This window comes from Luteimicrobium sp. DT211, assembly GCF_049844995.1.
Classification (GTDB): Bacteria; Actinomycetota; Actinomycetes; order Actinomycetales; family Cellulomonadaceae; genus Luteimicrobium.
In genome coordinates, this window is sequence record NZ_JBNCMC010000002.1 from 105,802 (window position 1) to 127,843 (window position 22,042).

Consider the following 22,042-nt stretch of genomic DNA (forward strand, 5'->3'; position numbering starts at 1 on the left):
CCCCTGCTGCCAGTCACGCGAGCAGCGCGTCGAGCATGCCCCGCAGCCGGGTCACGTACCCGCCGCCGAACAGCACCGCGTGCACCGCGACCGGGTACACCTGGTGGCAGGCGACGCGGCGCCGCCAGCCCGGCGCGAGCGGGTGGGTGGCGTCGTAGGCGGCCAGGACGACGTCGAGGTGGGGCGCGCCGAACAGGGCGAGCATCGCGAGGTCGGCCTCGCGGTGGCCGCCGTGGGCGGCGGGGTCGATCAGGACGGCCTCCACCGCGCCGGTGCCGCCGGACCCGTCGGCGCCGCCTGTCGTCGCGGTCGCGGGTGCCCACAGCACGTTGCCCGACCACAGGTCCCCGTGCACGCGCGCGGGCGGCTCGCCGGTGTCCCAGCGCCCGGCCCGGTCGGCGAGCCGGTGCAGCCCGTCGGCGTCCGGCCGGGCGAGCGCGCCGCGCGTGACCCCCTGGGCGGCGACGGGGCGCAGCCGGGCCTCGCCCCAGAAGGCCGCCCACGTGTCCCACGCGCCGGTCGGCAGGGGCAGCGGGTCGTCGAGGGGCCCGAAGAACGCGTCGCCCGACCAGCCGGGCGGTGGGCTGCCCCAGGCGGGGGCCCCGGCGTCGTGCAGGACGGCCAGCTCACGCCCGAACCGTGCGGCGGCGTCGGCGGTCGGCGCAGCGGGCTCGATGCGCTCGAGGTCGAGGTGGCCGTCGCCCACGCCCTTCACGCGCACGACGCGCGGCCCGCTCGGGCCGTCGGGCACCAGCGGGCGCCACGCGTCCCCGAGCCACGCGAGACCCGCCGCCTCGCACCGGAAGAACCCCGCGGGGGCGTCGGCACGCTGCTTGCGGAAGGTCGCGCCGTCGGGCGCCGGGGTCGCGGGCACGGCCGTCACGCGCGGGCGGACGAGCGGCTCAGAGCGTGGACTGCACGCGGATGATGCGGCGGCGCAGCTGCACGCGACGCTCGCCGCCGACGTAGAGCACGGTGCGGTGCAGCTCCCACCGTCCGTACTCCGCTTCCTCGGTGAGGGCACGGCGCGCGTCCGCGCGGCTCGTGCCCCGGTCGAAGCGCATCGTCCGGTACTCGTACTGGGACTCGGACGTGCGACGCGACCGGTGGGACATGGGGCCTCCTCGGGTGCCGGACCAGTTGACTGTCCATTGTGCCCCGCCCGGCGCTACCGTTCGCATATGACCGCTGACCCGCGCGCCGCCCTGGACCGTCTCGTCGCCGCGCTCGAGGCGCACTACAACGCGATCGCTGCCCGCCGCAGCGACGACGACCCCGCCGTCGACGACGCGTACGACGTCCTCGCGGACGCGTTCGAGGTGTACGACGAGGCGGTCCTGCAGTCGTTCGGCGAGGTGCTGCCGTTCGCCCTCGTGGAGGACGACGACGAGGACGACGAGCACGACGATGATGATGATGACGACGACGACGACGACGACGACGAGGACGACGAGCACCACGACGACGACCACGAGTTCGACGAGGACAGGGACCAGGAGGAGCGGGCGTTCCGCGCCCGCTGAGCCGAGCCCACGCTGAGCCGGTCCGAGCCCGTCCGGGCCCCGCGCCGACCTGACCCTGCCGGGCGGTCGCGCTGCGCCGTCCTGCGCCTGCCGGCGACGCCCTGTCAGAGAGGGGCGGCGCCGTCCCAGCGCTCGGGCTGTCCGGCGTCGGGCGCGGACACGTCGTCGAGGGCGTCGTAGAGCTCCGCGGGCAGCGCGAGGTCGAGGGCGGCGAGCGACGCGCGCAGCTGCGCGGGGGTGCGGGCGCCGACGACCGCCGACGCCACGTCGGTGCGCGCGAGCAGCCAGGCGAGAGCCACCTCGTGCGGCGCGCGCCCCAGCCCCGCCGCCGCTGTAGCGACGGCCTCCACGACCGCCGTCGCCCGCGCGTCGAGGTGCTCGGACACGAAGGCGCCGAGGTGCGGGGACGCCGCCCGAGAGTCGGACGGCACCGCGCCCCGGTACTTCCCGGTGAGGACGCCGCGCCCGAGCGGCGACCACGCGAGCAGCCCCTGCCCGAGGGCTCGGGCGGCCGGCAGCGCGTCGCGCTCGGCGTCCCGCCGCACGAGCGAGTACTCGAGCTGCAGGGCCACCAGGGGCGCCGGCGTGCCGGCGAGCAGCCCGGTCAGGTGCGACGACGCCCACGCGGGGTGGTTCGACACCCCGACGTACCGGGCGCGCCCGGACGAGACGACGTGCTGCAGGGTGTGAGCGACCTCGCCCGGCGGGGTGGCGGCGTCGGGCGTGTGCACGACGAACAGGTCGACGTGGTCGGTGCCGAGGCGGGCGAGCGAGGCGTCGAGGCCGCCCAGCAGGGAGCGGCGGGAGGTGTCCGCCCGGACGCCGTCGCGACCGCGGACGAGGCCCGCCTTGGTGCACAGCACGACGTCGGCCCGGTCCACCTGGCCGTCGAGCAGCGACCCCAGCACCCGCTCGGCGTCCCCGCCGCCGTACGACGCGGCGGTGTCCACGAGCGTGCCGCCGGCGTCCAGGAAGTCCCGAACCTGGTCGGCGGCGTCGAGCGCGTCGGTGTCCCGTCCCCACGTCATGGTCCCGAGGCCGAGCTCCGACACCCGCAGACCGCTGCTACCGACGAGGCGTTGCTCCATGCGCGGCAGGGTATCGTGGCGCCCCGTGTCGATGTGGCAAGCCATCCTGATGGGCCTCGTGCAAGGCCTCACCGAATACCTGCCGGTGTCCTCCTCGGCGCACCTGCGCATCGTCGGGGAGCTGATCGGCGCGGGCGACCCCGGCGCCGCCTTCACGGCGATGATCCAGATCGGCACCGAGGCGGCCGTCCTGCTGTACTTCCGCCGCGACATCAAGCGGATCTGCGTGGCCTGGTGGCATGCCGTCACGGGCAAGCAGGGCGCGGACCGGGCGGCCCGGTTCGGCGCCCACGACCCCGACGCGCGCATGGCCTGGTACATCGCGCTCGGCTCGCTGCCGATCATCGTGCTCGGGCTCGCGTTCCAGGACGCCATCGAGACGCACTTCCGCAACCTGTGGCTCATCGCGATCACGCTGGCCGTGTTCGGCCTGATCCTCGGCTGGGCGGACCGGCGCGGGGCCCACGTGCGGACCCTCGACGAGATGACGCCGCGCCGCGCGACCGCGTTCGGGTTCGCGCAGGCCCTCGCGCTCATCCCCGGCGTCTCTCGGTCGGGCGGCACCATCACCGCGGGTCTGCTCATGGGGTTCACCCGCGAGGCCGCCGCCCGCTACTCGTTCCTCCTCGCGGTGCCCGCCGTGCTCGGCTCCGGGCTGTTCGAGCTCGCCAAGTCGGTCGGCGGCGACAGCGTCGCCGGGGCACCGGGGTTCGGCCCCACGCTCGTCGCGACGATCGTGTCGTTCCTCGTCGGGTACGTCGTGATCATCGGCTTCCTCAAGATCGTCTCGACGTTCTCGTACAAGCCGTTCGTCGTGTACCGGCTCGGGCTCGCCGTCCTCGTCGCGCTGCTGCTCCTCGGGGGCGTGCTCGAGCCCGTCGGGAACCTCGCCGGCGCCGTCTGACGCGCTCGCCGCGGGTGCCGTCGTCGGGCCGGCGAGTCCCGGACGCGGGCCGGGGCGAGGTCCGGTCCCACCTAGACTGAGCGCGTGCACTCCTGGCCCGCGCCGCAGATCCCCGCCCTCCCGCCGGCTCCCACCACCGAGGCCGGCTCTGCCGAATCCCTCGAGATCCGGGTCCACGACTCCAGCACCGGTGAGCTCGTCGTCGCCGCCCCCGGGGCGCACGCGCGGATGTACGTGTGCGGGATCACTCCCTACGACGCGACCCACCTGGGGCACGCCGCGACGTACGTGGCGTTCGACCTCCTGCAGCGCGCCTGGCGCGACGCCGGCAAGCGCGTCACGTACGCGTCCAACGTGACCGACGTCGACGACCCGCTGCTCGAGCGCGCGGACGCCACCGGCGTCGACTGGCGCCAGCTCGCGGCCTCCCAGACCGCGCTGTTCGCCGAGGACATGGCAGCCCTCGGCGTCATCCCGCCCGACGTGTACGTCGGCGCCGTCGAGTCCGTGCCCGACGTCGCCCGCGCCGTCCGCGAGCTCGTCGCCTCGGGCGCCGCCTACCGGGTGCCGCTCGAGGACGGGGCCGGGGGAGACCGGCCCGACCTCGGCGACGTCTACGCGGACCTGTCCGCGGACGCCGCGTTCGGGGCCGTGTCGCGACTCGACCGGGACGAGATGCTCGCCCTGTTCGCGGAGCGCGGCGGGGACCCAGACCGGCCCGGCAAGCGCGACGCCCTCGACCCGCTCCTGTGGCGGCGCGAGCGTCCCGGCGAGCCCGCGTGGGACGGCGGAGACCTCGGGGCCGGCCGACCCGGCTGGCACATCGAGTGCGCGCTCATCGGCGCCCACGGGCTCGGGCCCGGCTTCGACGTCCAGGGCGGTGGGATCGACCTGCTGTTCCCGCACCACGAGATGTCCAGCTCGCACCTGCGCGTCCTGCCGGACGACCTCTTCGACGCGACCGGCGCCGACGCCGCCGAGGCGCCCGGGACGGACGCCGTGCCCGCCGGCCGGCGCGCGGCGCGCGTCAACCTGCACGCCGCCCTGCTCGCGTACGAGGGCGAGAAGATGAGCAAGTCCCGCGGGAACCTCGTCTTCGTCTCCGCGCTCCGGCGCGCCGGGGTCGACCCCATGGCCATCCGCCTCGCGATCCTCGCCCACCACTACCGCACCCCGTGGGAGTGGACCGACGCTGACCTGGTCGAGGCCGGGCGGCGTCTGGACCGCTGGCGGTCCGCGCTCTCCGGCAACGGGGGCCCGTCCGCCGACGCGGCGCTCGCCGCCGTCCGCGCCGCGCTCGCCGACGACCTCGACGCACCGCGCGCGCTCGGCGCCGTCGACGCCTGGGCCGACCGGGCGCTCGCGGCCGGCGCGAGCGACGAGGACGGGTGGCACGAGGGCGCGCCCGGCGTCGTCGGCCGCGCCGTGGACGCGCTGCTCGGCGTGCGCCTGTGACGGGAGATGCCTCCGAGCCGGGCGACCGCTACGAGCTGAGCGACGACCCCGCGCGCGTCGACGTCGACGCCGTCTGGGACTTCCTGTCCACCGACGCGTACTGGGGCCGGTGGCGCACCCGCGCCGACGTCGAGGCCCAGCTCGCCGGCGCGTGGCGGGTCGTCGGCGCCTACGGCCCGGACGGTCGCCAGGTCGGCTTCGCCCGCGCGGTGTCCGACGGCGCCGGGTTCGCCTACCTCGCCGACGTCTACGTCGACCCGGCCCACCGCGGCCACCGGCTGGGGCACCGCCTCGTGGAGACCATGATCGACGGCGGCCCCGGCACCGACTTCCGCTGGGTGCTGTTCACGCGCGACGCCCACAGGCTGTACGCGTCGCACGGCTTCGAGGATCCCGGGCCGTCGGCGATGGTGCGTCCCGCACGCGGCGCCCAGGCCACGCCGGTCGTCTGAGCGGTCGAGCTCGCGGGAGCGCGGGGTCGGGTCGGGCCCGGCGTCCGAGCAGGCTGGCCGCTGTCAACGGCGTCGGGTGATCAGGATGCCGTCCCGGCTCTTGATGCCGACAGTCGGTACGGCGACGGTTGCGTCGCGCTGCGTCACGGCAGGTCACCGCAGCGTCGCGGACGACGGCCTGCACGCCCTGGGCGCGTGGGTCATCGCTGTCGCGCTGCGTCGCGGACGACGTTGTCGATGACGGCGCCCGACGGCGTCAGCCTCAGCAGTGCGTCGAGGTAGGCCGGCTCGTGGTGCCATGCGGCGAGACGAACGGTGATGGCTGGCGCGACTGCACTCAGAACGGTGGCGGGCCTTCGTCGGGATCGGCGCCGGGCGCTCGCGCGCCATCGCCGGTGCCGTTGGCTCGGACGGGCGGGTTCGTGGTCGCCGGCGCCGTGGCGTGCGTCCGCCCGGTGGGCGAGATCCAGGTCACGGTCCCGGGCGGGGCGCCGGGGTCGGCACTCAGGGTGGGCCACCAGGCGGTCTCGTGCTTGAGGCGGTGATGGTGCCGGCACAGGTGCACGAGGTTGTCGGCGCTGGTGGTGCCGCTGTCGGTGTACGCGACGAGGTGGTCGACGTCGCAGGCCGTGGCGCGCCGCCCGCACCCGGGGAACCGGCAGGTTCCGTCGCGGACCGCGAGGTGGCGGCGCAGGTCGGCGGGGACCGCGTAGGACTCGCGCCCCACGTCGAGCACGGCCCCGGTGTGCGGGTGAACGAGGATCCGCGTGAACGACGGCGCGGACGCCGCGAGGGTGCGGGCTGTGTCGGGGTCGATCGGCCCGTAGCCCGCGAGCTCGCCCGGCTCGTCGCCCCGGCCGAGGAGCGTCAGCACGGGCACCGTGACCGCGACCCGCGGCGTGAGCGACCGTGCCAGCGCCGCGAGCCGTGCGGCGTCGTCGGCCGGCGTGTCGGTGTCCTCGACCGACGCAGCCTCGACGCATGCGGCAGCAGCGGGATCTGCGTTCCGTCCGATCCTTTCAGCGGCGACGGGGTTCGCGGCGACGACATCGAGGGCGCGCGCGACCGGTGCCTCCGGGCCGTCGAGGAGGAGCCCGGCGAGCACGTCGGCGCGCAGCTGGTCGTGCGTGCGCTGCTCGTCGGGTGTCGCGAGGGTCGAGGTGGCGTGGTCGATGCGGTCCATGATCGCCTCGGCCGTGACGGCGGGGAGGAACGCGGTGAGCCAGCTCATGCCGTCCGCGGCGCGGTCGAGCCGCACACGCCGCTCCGTGGCGGCGCGTCGGTGCCTCACCTGCACGGACTCGGGCTGGACGCGCTCGCGGGCGCGGCGCAGACGGCGGGCGAGGCCGGTCGGCGTCGTCGAGCTCGCGCGGGCCAGGCCGGCAGCCTCGACGGCGTGGGCGGCCTCGGGGTCGAGGCCCGCCGTGTGCTCGACCATCACCTGGGCGTGGCGGTAGGAGACGGACCCCTTCCCGAGCGCCGCCAGCGTCGTGGGCAGGTCGTGGACGAGGGTGCGAGCGTCCTCGACCATGGCCCGCGCCGTCGTCTCCGGGAGCAGGAGGGCGGTGGCGGGGTCCGCCACGAACGCGCGCTCGGCGAGGTCCTCCCGCGCCGAGAGCTCGGGACCCTTCGCCGCGGCCGAGGCGGGGTAGAGGAGGGCGGCCTCGGCGGCGGGAACCTGGCGACGGGCGGAGTCGATCAGCACCGTCCGGTACGCCGTCAGCCGCCGGATCGCGGCCTCCACCTCGAGAATCGTGTCGATCGCCTCGCCGAGGCGCGCGACCTCCCTCAGCTCCGTCTCCCGCTCGGCGCTCGCGGCAACGGGCACCGCGAGGTCCGCGTGCTCGGTCGCCGCCGTCGTCGTCATGCCACCAAGTCAACATCGAGCCACTGACACTCGCTCGAACATGTGTTCGAACCGGGTGGGAGGTCAGAGGCCACCCGCAAGCACGATCGGGCTACCCAGCAGCATGAGGAGACCTCGGGCCGAGAATGAACGCGGGCGGCGCGGTGTCAGAGGGCGCGGTGGTAGTGCACGACCGGCAGCGGGGTGAAACCCTGCCGACTCGTAGAGTGCACGCGCCGACACGTGGCCGTCGTCGCCACCGGTCCAGACGTTCGCCGGGCGGAGCTCGCGCAGGGTGAGGGTCACATCGTGCACGCTAGGCGGCGGGGGACGCTGGCCCCAGCTCTTTGACGGCCTACCTCAGCCGTTGCGGCCGTCGTCGCGCCGGCGCAGGTACCGCTCGAACTCGCGCGCGATCGCCTCGCCGGACGCCTCGGGCAGCTCCGCGGTGTCCTTGGCCTCCTCGAGCTGGCGCACGTACTCGGCGATCTCGGGGTCCTCGGCGGCGAGCTCGTCGACGCCGGTCTGCCACGCGACCGCGTCCTCGGGGAGGTCGCCGAGCGGCACCGGCTCCGACAGCAGGTCCTCGACCCGCGACAGGATCGCGAGCGTCGCCTTCGGGGACGGCGGCTGCCCGACGTAGTGCGGCACCGCGGCCCACAAGGACACCGACGCGCAGCCGTGCTCGGCCGCGGCGTGCTGCAGCACGCCCACGATGCCGGTCGGCCCCTCGTACGCGGTGGGCTCGACGTCGAGCACGGCCTGCAGCCCCACCGACTCGCTGGTGGCCGTGAGCGGGATGGGGCGCGTGTGCGGGACGTCCGCGAGGAGCGCCCCGAGGGTCACGACCGTCTCAACGTCGTGCTCGTCTGCGTGGCGCAGGAGCTCGCGGCAGTACGACCGCCACCGCATCGACGGCTCGATCCCGCGCACCAGGAGGACCGTCCGCCCGCTCGTCGGCAGGGTCGCGGTCCACACGGTCGTCGTCGGCCACTCGATGGTCCGCCGCCCGTCCTCCCCGAGGGTGACCTGCGGCCGGTTGACCTGGAAGTCGTGGTACTCCTCGGGGTCCAGCCGGGCGACCTCCACCGCGCCCCACACCTCCTGCAGGTGCTCGATCGCCGCGGTCGCGGCCCCGCCGGCGTCGTTCCAGCCCTCGAACGCGGCGAGCAGCACGGCGCGCCCGGGGCGAGGGGCGGAGGGCGCAGGCTGGGGATCGCTCATCGGTCCAGCCTACGGGGGTGCGCGGGTCCCGGGAGGGCCCCCGGCGTCCGCCGCCCGCGAACGAGCCCCGGCGTCCACAGCCCCGAGGCCCCGCCGCCCGCCCCCCCTACGATGAGGCGGTGAGCGAACAGTCCCTCCCGAGCCCCCTGACCGCGACCACCCCCGCCACCGTCGACGACGGCGCCGCGGCCCCCGCAGGCGGGCAGACGCCCGCCGCGGTGCTCTGGGACCTGGACGGGACGCTCGTCAACACCGAGCCCTACTGGATGACGGCGGAGACCGAGCTCGTGGCCGAGCACGGACTGACGTGGACGTACCAGGACGGGCTCGGTCTCGTGGGGCGCCCCCTGCTCGAGTCCGCCGGGCTCATCGCCGCCCACGGCGTCCCGCTCCCTCCCGAGGAGATCGTCGAGCGGCTCGTCGGCCGGATGGTCGAGCACCTGCGCGACGCCGTCCCGTGGCAGCCCGGCGCCCGCGAGCTCCTCGACGCCCTGCGTGAGGCCCGGATCCCGTGCGCCCTGGTCACGATGTCCTACCGCGTGCTCGCCGAGGCCGTCGTCGACGCCGTCCCGGAGGGCACGTTCCAGGTGGTCGTCTGCGGAGACGAGGTCACCCACGGCAAGCCGCACCCCGAGCCCTACCTGCGCGCCGCCGAGCAGCTCGGTGTCGACCCCGCCGCGTGCGTCGCCGTCGAGGACTCCCGGCCCGGCATCGCGTCGGCGCTCGCGTCGGGGGCGCGCACCGTCGGCGTCCAGGTCGTCGTCCCCGTCGAGCCAGCGCCCGGCCTCACCCGCATCGCGTCCCTCGAGCAGCTCGACGTCGACCGCGTGCGCCGGGTCGCCTCGGGCGAGACGTTCGACCTTCTCGACGCCGCGCCGCGCTGACCCGGACGGGCTGCGCTCACACCTCCGGCGCCACGCCGAGCGTCCGCAGCGACGCCTCGACGGGGTACGCCGGGGGAGTGCCGTCGAACTCCGGGCACACCGCCTGGTGCGCGCACCACCCGCACAGCGCCGATCTCCGCGGCGGGAAGTGCCCGGCCCGCGCCATCGACTCGATGCCCGACCACAGCGTCCGCACGCGCCGCTCGGTGTTCTCGAGCGCCACCTCGCTCGGCTCCGAGCGCAGCACCTGCCCGTCGCCCAGATACACGAGCTGCAGCATCCGCGGCACCGTGCCCGTCTCGCGCCACAGCACCAGGGCGTAGAACCGCATCTGGAACTCCGCCGAGCCTCCGTACCCCGGCCGTGGCGACCGCCCCGTCTTGTAGTCGACCACCCGCACCTCGCCCGACGGCGCCACGTCCAACCGGTCCACGATCCCGCGCAGCTGCGGCCCGCCCTCCAGCTGGTGCCGCACCGCGAGCTCGCGCGAGCGCGGCTCCAACCGGTTCGGGTCCTCCAGCCGGAAGTAGGTGCCCAGCAGGTCGCCGGCCCTCCCGAGCCACGGCTCCAGCGCCGCCGCGTCCTCCACCAGGTCCGCGTACTCCGGCCGCGCCTCCTGCAGCGCCGACCACTCCGGCCCCAGCAGCGACCGCGCGTGCTCCACCGTCCGCGCCCCCGCAGGCGCGTCGAACAGCCGCTCCAGCACCGCGTGCACCAGCGTGCCCCGCGCCGCCGCCTCGCTCGGCGGCTCCGGCAGCCGGTCCACCACCCGGAACCGGAACAGCAGCGGGCACTGCATGAAGTCGTTCGCCCGCGACGGCGACAAGCCGGGCACCCGCACCTCGGCCGCACCCGGCCCGCCCTCCGCCCCCGGCGCGCCCGAGGTCACGTCCGGGGTCGCCATCGTCGTCCCGGTCCCGTCCGTCGTCCTGTCAGTCACAGTGTCGATCCCAGCCACGCCCGCGACCCTAGCGCCGCCCGCCCACCACTCCGCCGGCCCTCCACAGCCCTGCCGTCACCAGACGCCTTCCCCAGGCACCGCCGCTGCCCAGCAGGCGCCCAGCACCGCCCACTACGCTGACCAGGTGAGTCAGACCCCCGCCCCCCGCGGGCGCCGCCCGCGCCGCACCTCCTCCGGCTGGGTCATCGGTCGACTCGCCGGTGCGCCCGTCGTCGTCACGCCCTCGTGGTTCATCGCCGCCGCCGTCCTCACCGTGCTCTTCGCCCCCACCGTGCGCGTCGTCGCGCCCGACCTCGGCATCGGCACCTACGTCATCGCGCTCGCGTTCGTGCTGCTCCTCTTCCTCTCCGTGTTCCTCCACGAGGCCGCGCACGCCCTCGTCGCGCGCGCCCGGGGCCACGAGGTGCACGAGCTCGCCCTCACCCTCTGGGGCGGCCACACCGCCTACGGCGGCGGCGGCGGCCCCCTCGACGCGTTCCTCGTCGCCGTCGTCGGACCCGTCACCAACCTCGTCCTCGCCGGCGCCTTCTGGGCAGCCTTCCAGCCCGTCCGCCACGACGCCTCCATCGCCGGCCTCCTGCTCTACGCCGGCGCGTTCTCCAACGCGTTCGTCGGGATCTTCAACCTGCTGCCCGGCCTGCCCCTCGACGGCGGCCAGATGCTCGAGTCCGCCGTCTGGGGCGGCACCGGCAGCCGCGAGAAGGGCACCGTCGCCGCCGGCTGGGTCGGGCGCGTCGTGGCGCTCGCGGTCATCGCGTGGGTCGTCGCCGTCCCGCTCGGCCGGGGAGAGCAGCCGTCGCTCACCACCGTGATCTGGGGGGTCCTGATCGGTGGTTTCCTGTGGCAGGGCGCGTCGTCGGCGGTGGCGTCGGGCAAGGCACGCGCGGCCGTCGCCCACCTGCGGGCGGCCGACCTCATGCTGCCCGTCCGGCTCGTCTACGACACGGGTACCGTCGCCGACGCACGGGCCGTCAGCCTGCCCCACCACGCGCTCGTCGTCGTGGACCGGGCGGGGACCGCGGTGGGCGCGATCGACCCCCAGGCGCTCGCCTCCGTCCCGGACGCCGCCGCGGCCGCGACGCCCGTCAGCGCGGTGGCCCAGACGCTCGACCGTGACGCCGTCGTCGACGTCGACACCGCCGGGGGCGACCTCGTCGGCACGGTCGCCGAGGCCGCGCCGCGCGCCCCCGTGCTGGCGGTCACCCACCAGGGGTCCGTCGTCGGCCTGCTGCCGGTCCAGACCGTGGTCGAGGCCGTCCGGCTCGCCAACAGCAAGCAGGCCTGACCCGCCACCTAGACTGGTCGGTCGTGACCACCGACGACACGGCCCCCACGCCCCCGGGCGCTCCCTCCGGCCCCGACGCTCCCACGCCCACCGGCGCGGACCTGCGGCGCGGCCCGTTCCGCGCGGGCGACAAGGTCCAGCTGACCGACCCCAAGGGCCGGCTGCACACCATCACCCTGGAGCCGGGCGCCACGTTCCACACGCACCGCGGCTACTTCGCGCACGACGCCCTGATCGGCGCGCCCGAGGGGCAGGTCGTCGCGAGCACGGGCGGCACGGAGTACGTCGCGCTGCGGCCGCTGCTGGCCGACTACGTCCTGTCGATGCCGCGCGGCGCCGCGGTGGTGTACCCCAAGGACGCGGGCCAGATCGTCACGATGGCCGACATCTTCCCGGGCGCGCGCGTCGTCGAGGCGGGCGTCGGCTCTGGTGCGCTCACGCTGTCGCTCCTGCGCTCCGTCGGCGACGGCGGTTCGCTGCACTCGATCGAGCGTCGCGAGGACTTCGCGGCCATCGCGCGCGGCAACGTCGAGGCGTTCTTCGGCGGCCTGCACCCGGCGTGGGAGCTCAGCGTCGGCGACCTCGCGGACGTCCTCCCGACCGTCGCCGAGCCCGGCACGGTCGACCGGGTGGTCCTCGACATGCTCGCGCCGTGGGAGAACCTGGCCGCCGTCGCGGAGGCGCTCGCCCCGGGCGGCGTGCTCTGCTGCTATGTCGCGACGACCACGCAGCTCTCCCGCCTGGCCGAGGACGTGCGCGACGACGGCCGCTACACCGAGCCGACCGCCTGGGAGTCGTTCGTGCGCGGCTGGCACCTGGAGGGGCTGGCGGTCCGGCCGCAGCACCGGATGATGGGCCACACCGGCTTCCTCCTGACGACGCGGCGCCTCTCCGACGGCGTCCAGGCGCCGGAGCGCCGGCGCAGGCCCGCCAAGGGCGCGTACCCCGTCGCGACGCCGGACGGCGGTGCGGACGGGACCAGCGCCGGGCCCGACGGCGCCGAGTGGACCGAGGAGGCGCTCGGGGAGCGGCCGGTCTCGCCCAAGAAGATCCGCCGCGTGCGGCGCAGCGTCGGACAGGCCCCCGACCAGGACTGACGTCGGCGCGCGGCCGGTGTGACGCGGGCCACGTGAAGGTCGCGTGTCGCTGCATGGAACGTCCGGCGCGGTGTGGGTGTTGCCGACTAAGGTCGAAGTCCCACGACAGGGGAGGACGAGATGACCGACGCCCCCATCCGAGACCCGCGCGACCAGCAGGTCGCGCTGCTCGCCGCCAAGAACGAACGGCTCGCCGACGCCCTCGTGGCCGCGCGTGACCAGATCGTCGAGCTCAAGCGCCAGATCGACGAGCTCGCGAAGCCCCCGGGCACGTACGCGGTCTTCGTCGGGGCACGCCCCGACGGCACGGTCGACATCATGTCCGCGGGCCGCAAGATGCACGTGGGGACGAGCCCGTCGCTCGACACCGCGTCGCTGCGCCCCGGCCAGGAGCTCAAGCTCAACGAGGCCATGACGGTCGTCGAGGCCGGCGGCTTCGAGCGGATCGGCGAGCTCGTGACCGTCAAGGAGCTCCTGCCCGAGGGGCGGGTGCTCGTCGTCGGGCGCGCGGACGAGGAGCGCGTGGCGCGGGTGGCCGGCTCGGTGACCGACGAGGTCCGGGTGGGCGACGCCGTCACGATCGACACGCGCTCGGGCTTTGTGTTCGAGCGGATCCCCAAGTCGGACGTCGAGGAGCTCGTGCTCGAGGAGGTCCCCGACATCCACTACGCGGACATCGGCGGGCTCGGCCCGCAGATCGACCAGATCCGGGACGCCGTCGAGCTCCCGTTCGCGCACCCCGACCTCTACCGCGAGCACGGCCTGCGCCCGCCCAAGGGCGTCCTGCTCTACGGGCCGCCCGGGTGCGGCAAGACGCTCATCGCCAAGGCCGTCGCCAACTCGCTCGCCCAGATGGTCGGGCAGCGCCGCGCGGCCGAGTCGGGCGACGCGACGGCGGGGGAGAGCGTGCAGAGCTACTTCCTCAACATCAAGGGCCCCGAGCTCCTCAACAAGTACGTGGGCGAGACCGAGCGCCACATCCGGCTGATCTTCGCCCGCGCGCGCGAGAAGGCCAGCGAGGGCATGCCCGTGGTCGTCTTCTTCGACGAGATGGAGTCGCTGTTCCGCACCCGCGGGACCGGGTTGTCGTCCGACGTGGAGACGACGATCGTCCCGCAGCTGCTGTCGGAGATCGACGGCGTCGAGCGCCTCGACAACGTCATCGTCATCGGCGCGTCCAACCGCGAGGACATGATCGACCCCGCGATCCTGCGCCCGGGCCGCCTCGACGTGAAGATCCGCATCGAGCGGCCGGACGCCGAGGGCGCCAAGGAGATCTTCGGCAAGTACCTGACCACCGCGCTGCCGATCCACCCCGACGACCTGGCCGAGCACCGCGGCGACGCGTCCGAGGCGATCGACGCGATGGTCCGCGCCGTCGTCGAGCGCATCTACTCCGAGGACGACGAGAACAAGTTCCTCGAGGTCACCTACGCGTCGGGCGACAAGGAGGTCCTCTACTTCAAGGACTTCAACTCGGGCGCGATGATCCAGAACATCGTCGACCGCGCCAAGAAGACCGCGATCAAGGACTTCCTGACGACGGGCCAGCGCGGCCTGCGCGTGGACCACCTGCTCAGCGCGTGCGTCGACGAGTTCAAGGAGAACGAGGACCTGCCCAACACCACGAACCCGGACGACTGGGCCCGGATCAGCGGCAAGAAGGGCGAGCGGATCGTCTTCATCCGCACGATCGTCGAGAAGAAGGGCAAGGCGGCCGCCGCGGCGCGCACCATCGACACCGTGACCAACACCGGGCAGTACCTGTGACCCCAGCGGAGCCGAGCGGGCCCGAGTCGTACTCCGTCAGGCGCGTCATGGGCATCGAGACGGAGTACGGCGTGCTCCAGCCCGGGCGCCCGTACGCCAACCCGATGCTGCTCTCGTCGCAGGTGGTGACCACGTACCGCGCGCTCGCAACGCTGGGCGGGGGGCGAGGCGCGCGCTGGGACTACGACGACGAGGACCCGCTGCACGACGCGCGCGGCTTCCACCTGCGCCGCGCGTCCGCGCACCCGTCGCTGCTCACGGACGACCCCGACCGGCCGGTCGCGCCGGGGCCGGTGTCGTCGAACGGCGGCGACGGGTCCACCGAGGCGCTCGAGCGACCCGAGGCCGAGGAGTACGACGACCCGAGCGCCGCGAACGTCATCCTCACCAACGGCGCGCGGCTGTACGTCGACCACGCGCACCCCGAGTACTCCTCGCCGGAGGTCACGGGCCCGCGGGAGGCGGTGCGGTTCGACGTCGCGGGGGAGCGGGTCATGCTCGCTGCGGCGCGCGAGCTGGCGCCCTTCCCGGGCGGCCCGGTCGCGCTCTACAAGAACAACGTGGACGGCAAGGGCGCGAGCTACGGCTGCCACGAGAACTTCCTCGTCCGCCGGGACGTGCCGTTCGCCGAGCTCGCGCAGCTCCTCATCCCGTTCCTGGTGACGCGCCAGGTCTTCGCGGGCGCCGGCCGTGTGGGCCTCGGCCAGACGGGCGCGGACGCGGGGTTCCAGCTGTCCCAGCGGGCCGACTACGTCGAGGCGGAGATCGGCCTCGAGACGACGCTGCGCCGGCCCATCGTCAACACGCGCGACGAGCCGCACGCCGACCGGCAGCGGTGGCGCCGGCTCCACCTCATCATCGGCGACGCCAACCTCCTCGAGGTCGCCACCTACCTCAAGCTGGGCACGACGTCCCTCGTGCTCGGGCTCATCGAGCGACGCGACGAGCTCGCCGCCCAGCACGCGCGGCTCGCCGCGCTCCGCCTCGCCGACCCGGTGGCCGACGTCCAGGCCGTGAGCCACGACACCACCCTCACCACCCGGCTCCGCCTGGCCGACGGGCGGGAGCTCACGGCGCTCGAGATCCAGCGCACCTACCTCGACGCGGTGCGCGAGGCGCTCGACGTCCTCGCGGCGGACGGCGGCCCCGACGACGAGACGCGCGCCGTCGTCGAGCGCTGGGACCGGGTGCTGCACGGGCTGGAGCACGACCGGGCGAGCGTCTCCGGGCAGGTCGAGTGGGTCGCCAAGCTCCGCATCCTCGACGGGCTGCGCCGCCGCGACGGACTCGACTGGGAGCACCCGCGCCTCGCCGCGACCGATCTGCAGTGGTCGGACGTGCGGCCCGAGCGCGGCATCTACCACCGGCTGCTCGCCAAGGACGCCGTCGAGCGCGTGGTCACCGAGCAGGAGGTGGCGCGCGCCGTCCACCACCCGCCGGACGACACGCGCGCGTACTTCCGCGGCGAGGTGATGGCCCGGTACGGGGAGCACGTGTCGGCGGCGAGCTGGGACTCGATCATCTTCGACGTCCCGGGTGCGCCGTCGCTGCAGCGCGTGCCCATGCCGGACCCCGAGCGGGGGACCCGTCGGCACCTCGGCGACCTGCTCGACCGCAGCGCGGACGCGTCTGCGCTGCTCGCGGGCCTTTCGGGGCCGTGACGGCGCGCGTGGACGGGCCAGCCGGGTGGGCCGTCACGGCCTAGGCTGGAGGACGGAACGGATCATCGGGACGGCGCGGCGCCCGCACGGGCGCCGGACCGGCACGACAGCAGGACCAGCAACGAAGGAGACGACGATGGCAGGTCGCGAGCAGCAGCAGCACGTCCGCCGCGAGGACGACGTCCCCGACGACGACGCCACCCCCACCCCGCCGCCGGCGGCGCCGCAGGGGCAGGACGCCGAGGTCGACGCGCTCCTGGACGACATCGACGACGTGCTCGAGGCGAACGCCGAGCAGTTCGTCCGCGGGTTCGTCCAGAAGGGCGGGCAGTAGGACCCGATGACACCCGAGGCAGACGCGAGGCTCCCTCGCGCGTTCACGACACCCGGTTCGGCGTCGTTCGTCGAGTTCCTCGCGGCCCACGACCCCGCGCTGCTCCCGGCGGGCCGCGTGCTGCCGGCCGGTGACGCGCCCACCGCGCCGCACGGCACGACGATCGTCGCGGTCACGTACGACGGCGGCGTCGTCATGGCGGGCGACCGGCGGGCGACGGCCGGAGCGATGATCGCGAGCCGCGAGATCGAGAAGGTCTTCCCCGCCGACGAGTACTCGGCGGTCGGCATCGCCGGCAGCGCGGGGCTCGCGCTCGAGCTGGTGCGCCTGTACCAGCTGGAGCTCGAGCACTACGAGAAGATCGAGGGCTCGCTGCTCTCCCTCGACGGCAAGGCGAACCGCCTCTCGACGATGATCCGGTCGAACCTGGGGCTCGCCATGCAGGGTCTCGCGGTCGTGCCGCTGTTCGCGGGCTACGACCTCGACCGGGACGCGGGACGCATCTTCTCCTACGACGTCACGGGCGGGCGCTACGAGGAGCACGAGCACCACAGCGTCGGGTCGGGCTCCGTGTTCGCGCGGGGCGCGCTGAAGAAGCTGTGGCGCCCCGGGCTCGACGCCGCGGGCGCCGTGCACGTCGCGGTCGAGGCGCTCTACGACGCCGCCGACGACGACTCCGCGACGGGCGGACCGGACCCGGTCCGCCGGATCTGGCCGGTCGTCGCGACGGTGGACGCGGACGGGTACCAGCGCGTCGGCGACGACCAGCTCGCGGCGCTGGCGGGCGAGATCGTCGCCGAGCGCACCGCCGCGAACGACGCGCGCACGAGCGGCCGCCGCACGCGCGACGACCGGGGCCGCCGGACGACCGCGACCAACGCGTCCGACGAGCCGCGGCCGGTGCCGCACGACGAGGGCGCCGACGGTACCGACAGCGAGGGAGACACCCCGTGAGCATGCCGTTCTACGTCTCGCCCGAGCAGCTGATGAAGGACCGGGCGGACTACGCGCGCAAGGGCATCGCGCGCGGCCGCTCGGTCGTCGTCCTGCAGTACGACGACGGGATCGCGTTCGCGACCCAGAATCCCTCCCGCGCCCTGCACAAGATCTCGGAGATCTACGACCGGATCGCGTTCGCCGCGGTCGGCAAGTACAACGAGTTCGAGAACCTCCGCGTCGCGGGCGTGCGCTACGCGGACCTGCGCGGATACTCCTACGACCGTTCCGACGTCACGGCCCGCGGCCTCGCCAACGCCTACGCGCAGACCCTGGGGACGGTCTTCACCACCGAGTCGAAGCCCCTCGAGGTCGAGCTCGTGGTCGCGGAGGTCGCGGACGAGCCGGCGGGCGACCAGATCTACCGCCTCTCGTACGACGGGTCGGTCGCGGACGAGCACGGCGTCGTCGCGATGGGCGGCCAGGCCGAGGAGCTCGGCGCCCGGCTGCGCGAGGAGTGGCACGAGGGCATGACCCTCCCCGAGGTCCTCGCCCTGGCGACGCGGGCGCTCGGCACGAGCGGCGAGGGCGGCGCGGAGGGCGCGGAGCCGCAGGAGGTTCCCGCCGCCCAGCTCGAGGCGGCCGTGCTCGAGCGCACGGCGCGGCGGCGCGCGTTCCGGCGGCTGGCGACCCCGGCCCTCGATCAGCTCCTCGCGCGGCGCTAGCTCGCGGCAAGGCCCGGCAAGGACAGGAGACCACCGATGGACCGACGCATCTTCGGGCTCGAGACCGAGTACGGCGTGACGTGCGCCGCCGAGGACGGGCGGGGGCTGTCCGCGGACGAGATCGCGCGCTACCTGTTCCGGAAGGTGGTGGCGTGGGGGCGCTCGTCGAACGTGTTCCTCCGCAACGGCTCGCGGCTGTACCTCGACGTCGGCTCGCACCCGGAGTACGCGACCGCGGAGTGCGACGACGTGCGCCAGCTCGTCGCCTACGACCGCGGCGGCGAGCGGATCCTCGAGGGGCTCGTCGCCGACGCGCAGCAGCGGCTCGAGCACGAGGGTCTGGCGGGCCGGATCCACTTGTTCAAGAACAACACCGACTCCGCGGGCAACTCGTACGGCTGCCACGAGAACTACCTCGTGCGCCGACAGGGCGACTTCGCGCGCCTGTCCGACGTCCTGGTGCCCTTCCTGATCACCCGGCAGATCCTCACGGGCGCGGGGAAGGTCCTCGCCACGCCCCGCGGCGCCACGTTCACGCTGTCGCAGCGGGCCGACCACATCTGGGAGGCCGTCTCGAGCGCGACCACCCGGTCCCGCCCGATCATCAACACGCGCGACGAGCCGCACGCCGACGCCGAGAGCTACCGCCGGCTGCACGTGATCGTCGGCGACTCGTCGATGGCGGAGCCGACGACGGTCCTCAAGGTCGGCGCGACCGACCTCGTCCTGCGCCTCGTCGAGGCGGGCGTCCCGATGCGTGACCTGGGCCTCGAGAACCCCATCCGCGCGATCCGGGACATCTCCCACGACGTCACGGCCAAGGTCCCGGTCCAGCTCGCGAACGGCCGGACCATGACGGCGATCGACCTGCAGGGCGAGTACCTCGAGCGGGTCAAGGACCACGTCGAGGCGCACGTCGAGCCGACGCCCATGATCAAGCAGGTGCTCGACCTGTGGGAGCGGGGCCTGCGCGCGCTGGAGTCGGGCGACCTGTCGCTCGTGGACCGGGAGCTCGACTGGGTGATCAAGCTCAAGCTCATCCAGCGGTACCAGGCCAAGCACGGGCTCGCGCTGACGGACCCGCGCATCGCGCGCCTCGACCTCGCGTACCACGACATCTCGCGGACCGAGGGCCTGTACAACCTCATGGCCCAGCGGGGCCTCGTCGAGCGGGTCGTCACGGACCTGGAGGTCTTCGAGTCGACCGCCGTCCCGCCGCAGACGACGCGCGCCAAGCTCCGCGGCGACTTCGTCCGCGCGGCGCAGGAGGCCCGGCGCGACTACACCGTCGACTGGGTGCACCTGAAGCTCAACGATCAGGCGCAGCGCACCGTGCTGTGCAAGGACCCCTTCCGCAACGTCGACGACCGGGTGGAGCGGCTGATCGAGTCGATGTAGGTGCGCTCGTTGACGGTGCGTTCCTTCTGCTGGGTCGGGCGGGGCGGGGGTGTGGCGCGCGGTCTTCCATCCGCCTCGCTCGTTCCTCGCTCGGCTCCCGCCAGGCCCGTCCACGACCGCGCGCCACACCCCCGCCCCGCCCTCCGCGTCCGCCCCTCAGCTCGCTGAGTTCCCCCCCAGACCCGCGGGACCGGGTTCGGCGACGGTGCGTTGCGTTCGCCGACGGTGACGTTTCGTTCGCCGACGGTGACGTATGGCGTGACCCGCCGAACTTGAGTGGGTGCGCAGGGAGCAGGAGCGCCGGTGCCCGTTCTCGGCGCGGACGCTCCGCTCGGCGCCGGAGTGGGTGCGGTGCGCACGACGACGGAGGGCGGTCCGGGCGGGTGAGGTTGCGGTCGAGCGGGTGGGGGCGGGCAGGCGGTGAAGGACGTCAAGGAGCCGGAAGGCCCCCAGGGGCCTGGAGGTGACGCAGTCCGAGCCGCCTGTCCGCACCCACCCGCGGCCCCGACCACGCGACGCCATACCGAACCACCGCCGAACGCGGCCCACCGTCGGTGCACGTTCAGGGGGTTCGTCGGTGGCCCCGCTACCCTGTGGCGCGTGATCCCCCCGACCTCGCTCCGCCTCGCCCTGCCCCGACGTCGGTCGTCTGCCGTCCGTCCGACCCGGCCGCTGCGGGTGGTCGCGGCGCTGGTCGTGGCGCTCGGCGTGGCCGGGACCGTGGCGGCGTGCGGCGAGGAGGACCCGCAGGACGAGCCGACCGTGACGGGCGCGACGCAGGCCGACGTGCAGGTCGTCGGGAACGCGTGGGCGCCGCCGTCGTTCGCGTACGACACCCCGCTCACGGTCACCGAGCCGCGGCTCGAGACTGTCTGGGAGGGCGTGGGGGCCAAGGTCGACGACGGCGACGTCGTCGTGCTGGACACGTACGCCGAGGACGGCCGGACCCGCAAGGTCGTCGCGAACACGTTCGGGGGCGAGCCGCGCGCGGTCCGGGTCGACGAGAAGACGCTCGGCACGGACCTCTACCGGATGGTCAAGGGCAGGACCGCCGGCAGCCGGGTGCTCGAGGTCGCCGACTCGAAGGGCGTGCCGCTCGTCACGACCGTCGACGTGCTGTCCGGCCGGGCGGTCGGGGAGCAGGTCGCGCAGGGCAAGGGCGAGCCGGTCGTGACCCGGGCCGCCGACGGCACGCCGAGCGTCAAGATCCCGAAGGGCGCCCAGGCGCCGAGCGAGCTGGCGGTCCTGCCGCTGATCCGCGGCACGGGGCCGCAGCTCCAGGCCGGGCAGCTGGTGACCGTCCAGTACACGGGCGTCACGTGGTCCGACGGCAAGGTGTTCGACACCACGTGGGGCGGCAAGAAGCTCCCGCTGACGTTCCGGCTCGGCGTCGGCGACGTGATCGAGGGGTGGGACCAGGGGCTCCTTGAGCTGCCGGTCGGCTCGCAGGTCCTCCTCGTCGTCCCGCCGGACCTCGCCTACCAGGGGACGTCGTCGAAGCTCGCGGACCAGGCCCTCGTGTTCGTCGTCGATATCCTTGACGCGCACACGCCGGGCACAGGGCCGGAGGTCGGCACCAAGGCCAAGGCCGCCAAGGTGTCGCCGTCCGAGACCCCGACGTCCGGCTCGTGAGTCGTCACCGCCCGATCGTCACCGCCTGACTGCTAGCGCCCGGCTCGCCCGGGACGACCTCGAAGGAGCCGCCGTGCCCGTCGCCGTCCGCGTGATCCCGTGCCTCGACGTCGACGCGGGGCGGGTGGTCAAGGGCGTGAACTTCGAGAACCTGCGCGACGCCGGCGACCCCGTCGAGCTGGCGGCGCGCTACGACGCCCAGGGCGCGGACGAGGTCACGTTCCTCGACGTGTCGGCGTCGTCGGGCGGCCGCGAGACGACGTACGACGTGGTCCGCCGGACCGCCGACCAGGTGTTCGTCCCGCTGACCGTCGGGGGCGGCGTCCGGACCGTCGACGACGTCGACACGCTGCTGCGCGCGGGCGCCGACAAGGTCGGCGTCAACACCGCCGCGATCGCGCGGCCGGAGCTGATCAGCGAGATCGCCGGACGGTTCGGGAACCAGGTGCTCGTCCTGTCCGTCGACGCGCGGCGGGTCCAGGGCGACGTGAGCACCCCGAGCGGGTTCGAGGTGACCACGCACGGCGGCCGCCGCGGGACGGGCCTCGACGCCGTCGCGTGGGCGGCGCGGGCCGCCGAGCTGGGGGCGGGCGAGGTGCTGCTCAACTCGATGGACGCGGACGGCACGTACGAGGGCTTCGACCTCGAGATGCTGCGCGCGGTCCGGGCGGCGGTCGGGGTGCCGCTGATCGCCAGCGGGGGAGCGTCGACGGCGCAGGACTTCGTCGCGGCTGCGCAGGCCGGCGCCGACGCCCTGCTCGCGGCCAGCGTCTTCCACTTCGGCAGGCTGACCGTCGCCGACGTGAAGGACGCGCTGCGCGGGGCCGGCGTCGAGGTCCGCTGACCGCCGCGACCAGGGAGAGTGCG

21 protein-coding genes are annotated in these 22,042 nt (G+C 74.5%); 15 read left to right on the forward strand and 6 right to left on the reverse strand.

Features of this window, described 5'->3' with window-relative positions; genetic code table 11:
* Positions 1–13 precede the first annotated feature (13 nt).
* Entirely contained in the window at positions 14–874 is an 861-nt protein-coding gene (locus tag ACLQ14_RS04660; protein ID WP_425810391.1) for a fructosamine kinase family protein, read from the reverse strand.
* Between the two features lie 28 nt (positions 875–902).
* The gene (locus ACLQ14_RS04665) at positions 903–1,115 is read right to left on the reverse strand and encodes a DUF5703 family protein (RefSeq protein WP_425810393.1); all 213 of its coding nucleotides are present in this window, start codon (positions 1,113–1,115) and stop codon (positions 903–905) included.
* Positions 1,116–1,181: 66 nt separating this feature from the next.
* On the opposite strand from ACLQ14_RS04665, the gene ACLQ14_RS04670 reads away from it, so the two are divergent.
* Positions 1,182–1,523, forward strand: a complete 342-nt coding sequence (locus ACLQ14_RS04670) for a primosomal protein (RefSeq protein ID WP_425810395.1) — start codon at positions 1,182–1,184, stop codon at positions 1,521–1,523.
* Between the two features lie 104 nt (positions 1,524–1,627).
* Here the strand turns inward: ACLQ14_RS04670 and ACLQ14_RS04675 are convergent, their stop codons facing one another.
* Positions 1,628–2,611 carry an aldo/keto reductase gene (locus ACLQ14_RS04675; RefSeq protein WP_425810397.1) on the reverse strand — a complete coding sequence of 328 codons (984 nt, stop codon included), beginning with the start codon at positions 2,609–2,611 and terminating at the stop codon, positions 1,628–1,630.
* A gap of 25 nt (positions 2,612–2,636) precedes the next feature.
* Between ACLQ14_RS04675 and ACLQ14_RS04680 the strand changes: the two genes are divergently transcribed.
* The 3 genes from ACLQ14_RS04680 (at position 2,637) to ACLQ14_RS04690 (ending at position 5,422) form a co-directional block, all read left to right on the forward strand.
* The gene (locus ACLQ14_RS04680) at positions 2,637–3,515 is read left to right on the forward strand and encodes an undecaprenyl-diphosphate phosphatase (RefSeq protein ID WP_425810399.1); all 879 of its coding nucleotides are present in this window, start codon (positions 2,637–2,639) and stop codon (positions 3,513–3,515) included.
* Between the two features lie 84 nt (positions 3,516–3,599).
* A complete protein-coding gene (gene mshC / locus ACLQ14_RS04685; protein WP_425810401.1) occupies positions 3,600–4,970 on the forward strand; it encodes a cysteine--1-D-myo-inosityl 2-amino-2-deoxy-alpha-D-glucopyranoside ligase in 1,371 nt (456 codons plus the stop codon).
* Positions 4,967–5,422 carry a GNAT family N-acetyltransferase gene (locus tag ACLQ14_RS04690; protein ID WP_425810403.1) on the forward strand — a complete coding sequence of 152 codons (456 nt, stop codon included), beginning with the start codon at positions 4,967–4,969 and terminating at the stop codon, positions 5,420–5,422. Before mshC ends, ACLQ14_RS04690 begins: the two co-directional genes overlap by 4 nt.
* Before the next feature lie 337 nt (positions 5,423–5,759).
* Here the strand turns inward: ACLQ14_RS04690 and ACLQ14_RS04695 are convergent, their stop codons facing one another.
* The gene (locus ACLQ14_RS04695; protein ID WP_425810405.1) at positions 5,760–7,289 is read right to left on the reverse strand and encodes a DUF222 domain-containing protein; all 1,530 of its coding nucleotides are present in this window, start codon (positions 7,287–7,289) and stop codon (positions 5,760–5,762) included.
* 339 nt (positions 7,290–7,628) lie between these two features.
* Positions 7,629–8,492, reverse strand: coding sequence for a PAC2 family protein (locus ACLQ14_RS04700; protein WP_425810407.1), 864 nt, complete (start codon positions 8,490–8,492; stop codon positions 7,629–7,631).
* A 119-nt stretch (positions 8,493–8,611) separates the two neighbouring features.
* On the opposite strand from ACLQ14_RS04700, the gene ACLQ14_RS04705 reads away from it, so the two are divergent.
* Positions 8,612–9,376, forward strand: coding sequence for an HAD family hydrolase (locus ACLQ14_RS04705; protein ID WP_425810409.1), 765 nt, complete (start codon positions 8,612–8,614; stop codon positions 9,374–9,376).
* A gap of 16 nt (positions 9,377–9,392) precedes the next feature.
* Here the strand turns inward: ACLQ14_RS04705 and ACLQ14_RS04710 are convergent, their stop codons facing one another.
* Positions 9,393–10,280: a RecB family exonuclease gene (locus tag ACLQ14_RS04710; RefSeq protein ID WP_425811619.1), complete on the reverse strand. Its 888-nt coding sequence runs from the start codon at positions 10,278–10,280 to the stop codon at positions 9,393–9,395.
* A 181-nt stretch (positions 10,281–10,461) separates the two neighbouring features.
* Here ACLQ14_RS04710 and ACLQ14_RS04715 point away from each other — a divergent pair, with 181 nt between their 5' ends.
* The 10 genes from ACLQ14_RS04715 (at position 10,462) to hisF (ending at position 22,019) form a co-directional block, all read left to right on the forward strand.
* Complete coding sequence (locus ACLQ14_RS04715; RefSeq protein WP_425810411.1) at positions 10,462–11,622, forward strand: site-2 protease family protein; 1,161 nt, start codon at positions 10,462–10,464, stop codon at positions 11,620–11,622.
* 23 nt (positions 11,623–11,645) lie between these two features.
* The gene (locus ACLQ14_RS04720; RefSeq protein WP_425810413.1) at positions 11,646–12,719 is read left to right on the forward strand and encodes a tRNA (adenine-N1)-methyltransferase; all 1,074 of its coding nucleotides are present in this window, start codon (positions 11,646–11,648) and stop codon (positions 12,717–12,719) included.
* Between the two features lie 120 nt (positions 12,720–12,839).
* Positions 12,840–14,489 (forward strand): proteasome ATPase, encoded by a 1,650-nt coding sequence (gene arc, locus ACLQ14_RS04725; protein WP_425810415.1) that lies wholly within the window; start codon positions 12,840–12,842, stop codon positions 14,487–14,489.
* A 47-nt stretch (positions 14,490–14,536) separates the two neighbouring features.
* On the forward strand, positions 14,537–16,150 hold the full coding sequence (gene dop, locus ACLQ14_RS04730; RefSeq protein WP_425810418.1) for a depupylase/deamidase Dop: 1,614 nt from the start codon (positions 14,537–14,539) through the stop codon (positions 16,148–16,150).
* 136 nt (positions 16,151–16,286) lie between these two features.
* The gene (locus tag ACLQ14_RS04735; RefSeq protein ID WP_425810420.1) at positions 16,287–16,484 is read left to right on the forward strand and encodes a ubiquitin-like protein Pup; all 198 of its coding nucleotides are present in this window, start codon (positions 16,287–16,289) and stop codon (positions 16,482–16,484) included.
* A gap of 6 nt (positions 16,485–16,490) precedes the next feature.
* Positions 16,491–17,438 (forward strand): proteasome subunit beta, encoded by a 948-nt coding sequence (gene prcB / locus ACLQ14_RS04740; RefSeq protein ID WP_425810422.1) that lies wholly within the window; start codon positions 16,491–16,493, stop codon positions 17,436–17,438.
* Entirely contained in the window at positions 17,435–18,145 is a 711-nt protein-coding gene (gene prcA, locus ACLQ14_RS04745; protein WP_425810424.1) for a proteasome subunit alpha, read from the forward strand. Before prcB ends, prcA begins: the two co-directional genes overlap by 4 nt.
* A 36-nt stretch (positions 18,146–18,181) precedes the next feature.
* Positions 18,182–19,543 carry a Pup--protein ligase gene (gene pafA, locus ACLQ14_RS04750; protein ID WP_425810426.1) on the forward strand — a complete coding sequence of 454 codons (1,362 nt, stop codon included), beginning with the start codon at positions 18,182–18,184 and terminating at the stop codon, positions 19,541–19,543.
* 600 nt (positions 19,544–20,143) lie between these two features.
* Positions 20,144–21,175, forward strand: a complete 1,032-nt coding sequence (locus ACLQ14_RS04755; protein ID WP_425810428.1) for an FKBP-type peptidyl-prolyl cis-trans isomerase — start codon at positions 20,144–20,146, stop codon at positions 21,173–21,175.
* 73 nt (positions 21,176–21,248) lie between these two features.
* Positions 21,249–22,019 (forward strand): imidazole glycerol phosphate synthase subunit HisF, encoded by a 771-nt coding sequence (gene hisF, locus ACLQ14_RS04760; protein WP_425810430.1) that lies wholly within the window; start codon positions 21,249–21,251, stop codon positions 22,017–22,019.
* Positions 22,020–22,042: the final 23 nt, after the last annotated feature.

Coding starts and splice junctions, on each gene's coding strand:
- ACLQ14_RS04735 (WP_425810420.1), top strand. CDS start 16,287: ATGGCAGGTCGCGAGCAGCAGCAGCACGTCCGCCGCGAGGACGACGTC.
- ACLQ14_RS04700 (WP_425810407.1), bottom strand. CDS start 8,492: ATGAGCGATCCCCAGCCTGCGCCCTCCGCCCCTCGCCCCGGGCGCGCC.
- dop (WP_425810418.1), top strand. CDS start 14,537: ATGGGCATCGAGACGGAGTACGGCGTGCTCCAGCCCGGGCGCCCGTAC.
- ACLQ14_RS04670 (WP_425810395.1), top strand. CDS start 1,182: ATGACCGCTGACCCGCGCGCCGCCCTGGACCGTCTCGTCGCCGCGCTC.
- ACLQ14_RS04695 (WP_425810405.1), bottom strand. CDS start 7,289: ATGACGACGACGGCGGCGACCGAGCACGCGGACCTCGCGGTGCCCGTT.
- prcB (WP_425810422.1), top strand. CDS start 16,491: ATGACACCCGAGGCAGACGCGAGGCTCCCTCGCGCGTTCACGACACCC.
- arc (WP_425810415.1), top strand. CDS start 12,840: ATGACCGACGCCCCCATCCGAGACCCGCGCGACCAGCAGGTCGCGCTG.
- ACLQ14_RS04675 (WP_425810397.1), bottom strand. CDS start 2,611: ATGGAGCAACGCCTCGTCGGTAGCAGCGGTCTGCGGGTGTCGGAGCTC.
- ACLQ14_RS04665 (WP_425810393.1), bottom strand. CDS start 1,115: ATGTCCCACCGGTCGCGTCGCACGTCCGAGTCCCAGTACGAGTACCGG.
- pafA (WP_425810426.1), top strand. CDS start 18,182: ATGGACCGACGCATCTTCGGGCTCGAGACCGAGTACGGCGTGACGTGC.
- ACLQ14_RS04710 (WP_425811619.1), bottom strand. CDS start 10,280: ATGGCGACCCCGGACGTGACCTCGGGCGCGCCGGGGGCGGAGGGCGGG.